Origin of the sequence: Salinicola rhizosphaerae, assembly GCF_014652715.1 — a bacterium.
GTDB classification, from domain to species: domain Bacteria; phylum Pseudomonadota; class Gammaproteobacteria; order Pseudomonadales; family Halomonadaceae; genus Salinicola; species Salinicola rhizosphaerae.
The window spans coordinates 1-7,142 of record NZ_BMZI01000008.1 but is presented as its reverse complement, the minus strand read 5'-3'; the positions used below and the strand labels follow the sequence as shown (position 1 = coordinate 7,142).

Here is a 7,142-nt window from a genome sequence, read left to right as displayed (position 1 = left end):
AACTGTCGCCGCCGAGCGGGCGCTCGCCCGCTCGGCGGTCTGATGATGCGCGTGGCAGATCAACACCAGAGCGTCAGGCAGCGCTCTTGGATTCGATCCCGGTATGACGCAGCAGCGGTTCGATGCTCGGCTCACGGCCGCGAAACGCCTGAAACAGCTCGGCTGCGTCGCGTGAGCCGCCGCGCTCGAGAATCTCCTCGCGAAAACGACGTCCGGTCTCCGGGTCGAAGATACCGGCTTCCTCGAACGCACTGTAGGCGTCCGCGGACAGCACCTCCGCCCATTTGTAGCTGTAGTAGCCCGCCGCATAACCGCCGGCAAAGATATGCGCGAAGCCGTTCTGGAAACGATTGAAGGCGACCGAGGGGACGACGGATACGCGCGACCGTACGTCATCGAGCAGCGCCTGAACGTCCTGTGCACTGGGCGTTTGCAGCTCGTGGTGGAGACGAAAATCGAACAGCGAAAATTCGAGCTGGCGCATCATCTGCATCGCGGACTGGAAGTTGCGCGCAGCCTGCAGTTTCTCGAGCAGTTCGTCGGGCAGCTTCTCGCCGGTGTCGACGTGGCCCGCGATCAGATCGAGCCCTTCGCGCTCCCAGCAGAAGTTCTCCATGAACTGGCTCGGGAGTTCGACGGCATCCCAGGCGACTCCGCTGATACCGGAGACATCGGCAACGGTCTGACGCGTCAGCATATGGTGCAGGCCGTGCCCGAATTCGTGGAACAGGGTCAGCACTTCATCATGGGTGAGCAGTGCCGGCTTGCCGCCGACCGGAGGGGTGAAATTGCAGGTCAGGTAGGCGACCGGGAGCTGGAGTTCGCCATCTTCGCGCTCGCGGCGAGTACGGCAGACGTCCATCCAGGCACCGCCCCGCTTGCCTTCGCGGGCGTAGAGATCGAGATAGAAGCCGGCGATCGGTGTATCGCCGTCGCGCACCTCGAAATAGCGCACGTCCGGGTGGTAGGTCGGCGCTTGCGTATTTTCCGCGATGGTGACGCCGTAGAGTTTGCCGGTGACTCTGTAGAGCCCTTCGATCGCGCGGGGCGCAGGGAAGTAGGGGCGCAGCTGCTCCTGGGAGATGTCATAGCGGGCCTGGCGCAGTTTTTCGCTGACGTAGCCGATATCCCACGGCATGAGGTCGCCGAGACCGAGGCTCTCGTCGGCGTAGGCCTTCAATTCGTTGACGTCGCGCTGCGCCTGCGGATGGGCGCGGTCGGCGAGATCCTCGAGGAATCCCAGTACCTGCTGGGGGGAGTCGGCCATTTTGGTCGCCAGCGAGAAGTCGGCGTAGGAGTCGAAGCCAAGTAGCGTTGCCAGCTCCGAGCGCAGCGCCAGCGTCTCTTCAATGACCGGCGCGTTGTCGTGCTGACCGGCATTGGGCCCCTGATCGGAAGCTCGTGTCACGTAGGCCGTATAGACTTCCTGGCGTAGCTCGCGATCGTCGGCGAACGTCATTATCGGCAGGAAGCTCGGCACGTCGAGCGTGATGCGATAGCCCTCGATGCCCTTGGCCTCGGCATTGGCCTTCAGCGTCTCGAGCGCACTGTCGGGGAGTCCGGCAAGGCGCTCGGCGTCATCCAGATCCTTGTGCCACGCCTGAGTGGCATCGAGCAGCTGATTGGAGAAGCGATTGCCCAATTCCGAGAGACGCGCCTGGATTTCGCCGTAGCGCTGCTTCTTCTCGGCCGGCAGATCGACGCCGGCCAGCCTGAAGTTGCGCAGCGTGTTGTCGACCGCCTTGCGCTTGGCTTCGTCCAGCGTCGCGAACGACTCGCTATGGCGCAGCCGTTCGAAGGCCTGGAACAGTGTGGTGTTCTGCCCGACCCAGGTGCTGTACTCCGATAGCATCGCGAGGCATTGTTGATAGGCATCGCGCAGCGCGTCGTTGTTCATCGTCGAATTGAGGTGAGACACCGGTGAGAAGGCCTGGGAGAGGCGGTCATCCAGCGCTTCCAGCGGCGCTGCCAGTGAGTCCCAACTGACGTCCTGCTGTTCGGCGAGCGCTTCCGTTGCCTGTCGGTTATCGGCGATGATCTTCTCGATGGCCGGCACGACGTGCTCGGGACGGATCGCCTCGAAGGGCGGCAGAGTGTGATGCTCGAGCAGCGGGTTGTTCGACATGGTCACCTCGGTCGAATGGGTCGATGGCCTTAACATGGGGGAGGGCGCCAGCGCTTTCAATACGCCGTCGTGTCGGTTTGGCCGCCGCCATCCGTCTTGGTACGCTCTGCGCCCTTTGTCGCTTCCCGGTTGGGAGTTTGTCTCTCTCGGGAAGTTTCCAGCGATCCGGCGGACAGCGCGGCAAGGCAGGGTGGCATCGGTCGGGTCGTCATTGTCATGGTCGAGGTCGAGATTGCCATGGTCGAGAAGGGTGCAGGATGATCGAGGAAACTCTGGAACGCTGGCAGTCACGTCGCGCCTTCATTCTGGCGGTGACCGGGGCCGCCGTCGGGCTCGGCAATATCTGGCGCTTTCCCTACATGACCGGCGAGAACGGCGGTTCGGTCTTTCTTCTGCTTTATATCGTGTTCGTGCTGCTGCTGGGACTGCCGATGATGATGGCGGAGATCCTCATCGGTCGCGCGGGGCGGCGCAGCCCGATGCAGGCACTCGCCTATCTGGCGGAGGAGGCAGGCCGTTCGCCGCACTGGCGCTGGCTGGGGCTCTTCGGTGCCGTGACCGTCTTCTTCATCCTCTCGTTCTATTCCGTGGTGTCCGGCTGGTCGATCGAGTATCTGGTCGACTCCATCAACGGCGGCTTCGTGGCCCGCTCGCCGCAGGAGATCGGGGCGAGTTTCGAGACCTTTCTCGCCGACCCGCTGCGCATGACCTTCAACCATACGCTGTTCATGCTGATCACCATGTCGGTCGTTGCCGGGGGAATCGCCAACGGTATCGAGAAGCTCAACAACATCATGATGCCGCTGCTCTACGTGATTCTCATCGTGCTCGGCGGCTATGCGACGACAACGTCGGGCTTCGGCGAAGCGATGGCATGGCTATTCACGCCGGATCTCTCCGCGATCAGCTGGCAGGTGGTGCTCAATGCCATGGGGCATGCGTTTTTCACGCTGGCGGTCGGTGCCTGTGCGCTGATGGCTTACGGTGCCTACATGCCGGAAGAGCAGAGCCTGCTTCGGGCGGTCTTCTCGGTGGCGCTACTCGATATCGGCGTGGCGCTGCTGTCGGGCATCGCCATCTTCTCGGTCGTCTTCTCGCACGGGCTCGATCCGGGCGAGGGGCCTGGGCTGATGTTCGTGACGCTGCCGATCGCGTTCAGCGAGCTCCCGGGTGGTCAGATCTGGCTGGGGGCCTTCTTTCTGCTGCTGCTGGTGGCGACCTGGACCTCATCGATCAATCTTGCCGAGCCGATGGTGGCCATGCTGGTCGGGGCCGGCTGGCGCCGTGGCAGGGCTTCGCTTCTGATTGGCGCCCTGGTCTGGGGCGTCGGTCTGCTCTCGGTGCTGTCGTTCTCGACGCTCGCTGAGGTTCACTGGATTGGCGAGATGAACTTCTTCACGCTGGTGACGACGGTACCGACCGATCTCTTCCTGCCGATTGGCGGTCTGCTGATCGCCATCTTTGCCGCCTGGCGAATGTCGCCGGAGGCGGCCTCGGCAGCGTTGGGGGCATCGGGTCGGGGGTTCGGGCTGTGGCGTGCGCTGGTTCGCTATGTCTCGATTCCGCTGACGCTGATCGTGCTGTTGTCAGGGCTGCTGTAACGATTTTTCATTCGCTCACTGCAAGGAGCCGAACGATGACGATACGAACCTTTCAGGGGGTCACCCCGAGTCTTGGCGAGCGCGTGTTCGTCGACGAAACGAGCGTCGTGCTCGGCGATGTGGCACTTGGCGATGACTGCTCGGTCTGGCCGATGGCCTCGATCCGGGGAGACGTCCATCGCATCCGCGTCGGTGCGCGGACCAGTCTTCAGGACAACTGCGTTCTGCACTGCACTCACGCCAGTGACTTCAATCCCGGCGGCTTCCCTCTGGTCATCGGGAGTGAAGTCACGGTAGGGCATCAGGCGACGCTTCACGGCTGCACGGTCGGTGATCGGGTGTTGATCGGTATGGGCGCCATCGTGCTCGATGGCGCCGTGATCGAAAGCGAGGTCATCGTCGCCGCTGGCGCATTGGTGCCGCCGGGCAAGACGCTCGAGAGCGGCCATGTCTATGCGGGCAACCCTGCCAGGGCGCTGCGCGAGTTGAAGCCGGAGGAGCGGGCATTTTTCGCCTATTCGGCGGCCAACTACGTGAAATTGAAAGACCAGCATCTCACCGGCGAGTGATTGCGGCCAACTAACGCACGGATCGCCTTGCGGGGTCGAGATTTCCCGTTACCTTTAGAAAGGTAAGCCTGCTATTCGTGACGAGACGTTAGTTTGATCGATGTTATGTAAGGCGCTGCAGGGATCGCCATCGCACCATCGAGCTGACGTCTCTTCACCGGGATTGTCTCTCAACCGTCAAGGACGACGCTCATGTCATCGCCCGCCACCCAACGTGTCTGGCCGGCACGTCTCGTCGGCTTCATTGCCGCACTCCTCGGCTTTCTTCTCGCGCTGGAAGGAGGCTGGCTGCTCAGCAAGGGCGGCACCGCTTTCTATCTGATCATCGGTATCGGCTATCTGATTGCCGGTATCGGACTCTGGGTTCGCCGCCGCTTTGCGTTCTGGCTGCAGGCGATCCTGTTCCTCGCGACGCTGATCTGGGCGGCCATCGAGGTCGACTGGAATGCCTACACTGTCTACACGCTGATCCCGCGGCTGGATGTCACCATCGGGCTGGCGGTGCTGTTCATGCTGCCCTGGATATGGCGGCCGGTGGCAAGAGGTGTCGATCGCGTCGCCGCCATTGCCCCCGGAGCGGTGGGGTTGGTCCTCGTCGTCATCGCCATCGGTGTGGTGATTTCCCAGCCTTGGGTGGACCGCACGACGGCCACCGCGGCATCTCCGCACGGGGGAGAGGGATACGACGTGCCGGATTTCGGCGCTGCCAAGGCTGACTGGCCTGTGTGGGGACGCACCAACGGTGGCAGCCGCTATTCACCGCTGGATCAGATCACGCCGGACAACGTCGGCAAATTGCAGGAGGCGTGGAGCTACCAGAGCGGCGATCTCAAATTCACCGACAAGGGGCCGCCCCACTTTGGCGCCGAATCGACGCCGATCAAGGTGGGTGACACCGTCTATACCTGTACGCCAAACGCGTGGGTGATTGCGCTCGATCCGGTCACCGGCAAGCAGAAGTGGAAGACCAAGCCGACCGATGTCGATGATTCGCAGAACAACTTCGTCAATTGCCGCGGCGTGAGCTACTACTCGGCACCTTCCGGCTATCAGGCGAGCGACGGCAGTCAGGCCTGCAAGAACCGGATTCTGGCGCCGACCATGGGGCCGTTCATCGTCGCGCTGGACGCGCAGACGGGCGAGCGCTGCGAAGACTTCGGCAACGACGGTCTTCTCGACATGCGCCAGGGAATGGGCATCGTCGCGCCCGGGGCGCTGGTACAGACCTCCCCGCCACTGGTGATGGACGACGTGCTGGTGACGGGCGGTAACGTGCTCGACAACTGGTTCGTCGGCGAGCCCTCCGGCGTTATTCGCGGTTGGAGCCCGATCACCGGCAAGGAGATCTGGCACTGGGATCTCGGTCGCGAGAATCCCAACGCACCGCTGGCTCAAGGTGAAACCTTCACTCGCGGTACGCCCAACGCCTGGGGTGTGATGACCGGTGATCCCGATCTCGGCATTCTCTATGCGCCGCTCGGTAATACGACGCCGGACTACTATGGCCCGGGGCGCTCGGCTGCAGACATGAAGTATTCCGGCTCGATCGTCGCGCTGGATATCCATACCGGCAACGAAAAGTGGCATTTCCAGGAGTCGCATACCGATGTCTGGGATTACGATGTGCCGATCGGGCCATCGCTGCTGCAGTGGCCGGATGGAGACGGCAACAGCGTCCCGGCCCTGCTCTCCACCAACAAGCGGGGTCAGCTGTTCGTGCTCAACCGCCAAACCGGCAAGCCGCTGATGCCTGTCGAAGAGACGTCAGTGGACACCGGCCCCGACGGCGGCCTGATGAAAGACTGGCTATCGTCGACTCAGCCCCATTCGACCGGCATGCCTTCCTTCACGCCAGCGAAACTGAAGGCGACAGACATGTGGGGCGCCACGCCGTTCGACCAGATGTGGTGTCGAGCGCGCTATCAGGAGCTCTACTACGGGGGTGAAGCATCTCCGCCGACGCTTCAGGGGAGCCTGATGTATCCGACCTTCGACGGCGTGACCGATTGGTATGGCGCCTCATTGGATCCGCAGGGCCGGCTCAATATCGTCTCGAACTATCTGCCGTTCGTCGGACGACTGATTCCCCGTGATCAGGCAGCCGGCAAAGGACCGATCAAGCAGTGGGACGGCAACGGCACGCCGCCGCACTACGGTGGCCAGAATCCATACAAGCCGCAGTACGGCAAACCTTACGCGGTCTCCTTGCACCCGTTCCTGAGCCCGATCCAGGCACCCTGCATCGCGCCGCCGTGGGCAACGCTGTCGCAGGTCGATCTCGCCAAGCGCAAGGTGGAATGGACGACACCGCTCGGCGATACGCGACACACGGCACCGTTCGGATTCAAGCATGATCTTCCGTTGCCGACTGGCGTCTTCTCGCTGGGTTCGGGCGTCGTGACCCAGGGGGGTGTCGTCTTTATCAGCGGCACGGCGGATCAGATGCTGCGAGCCTACGACGAAAACACCGGCGAGGTGCTCTGGCAGGTCGAATTGCCGGCTGGTGCGCAGTCGACACCATCGATCTATCAGGGCGAAGACGGTCGCGAGTATGTCGTGATCACGGCAGGGGGCCATGAGCCCATGGGCACCAAGTATGGGGATTACACCATCGCCTACGCGCTGCCAGCGGGTAGTTGATTCGCCGCGATCTCACCCATCAGCAACGCCACAACGCCCGCCCTGCGCGGGCGTTGTCGTCTCCGGGTGCGCTCGCTCGGCGGCGTCGGTGAAGGGGATTGGTCCGTCGGGTCAAAAAAGTTGAAAACAGGCCTTGCCAAGTCGGCGGCCGATCCGTAAAGTACGCATCCGCTGACGACGAGACAGGTTCTCGGAAGCAGCGAAGAA

4 protein-coding genes are annotated in these 7,142 nt (G+C 62.8%); 3 read left to right on the top strand and 1 reads right to left on the bottom strand.

From position 1 onward, the window contains the following. Positions 1-73 precede the first annotated feature (73 nt). A complete protein-coding gene (gene prlC / locus IE125_RS16705; RefSeq protein ID WP_189445827.1) occupies positions 74-2,125 on the bottom strand; it encodes an oligopeptidase A in 2,052 nt (683 codons plus the stop codon). A 260-nt stretch (positions 2,126-2,385) separates the two neighbouring features. On the opposite strand from prlC, the gene IE125_RS16700 reads away from it, so the two are divergent. The 3 genes from IE125_RS16700 to IE125_RS16690 all read left to right on the top strand — a co-directional run bounded on the left by IE125_RS16700 (position 2,386) and on the right by IE125_RS16690 (position 6,935). Beyond that, entirely contained in the window at positions 2,386-3,726 is a 1,341-nt protein-coding gene (locus IE125_RS16700) for a sodium-dependent transporter (RefSeq protein WP_189446052.1), read from the top strand. A gap of 35 nt (positions 3,727-3,761) precedes the next feature. Then, on the top strand, positions 3,762-4,295 hold the full coding sequence (locus IE125_RS16695; RefSeq protein ID WP_189445826.1) for a gamma carbonic anhydrase family protein: 534 nt from the start codon (positions 3,762-3,764) through the stop codon (positions 4,293-4,295). A 192-nt stretch (positions 4,296-4,487) separates the two neighbouring features. Beyond that, positions 4,488-6,935 carry a membrane-bound PQQ-dependent dehydrogenase, glucose/quinate/shikimate family gene (locus IE125_RS16690; RefSeq protein WP_189445825.1) on the top strand — a complete coding sequence of 816 codons (2,448 nt, stop codon included), beginning with the start codon at positions 4,488-4,490 and terminating at the stop codon, positions 6,933-6,935. The last annotated feature ends 207 nt before the right edge of the window (positions 6,936-7,142 follow it).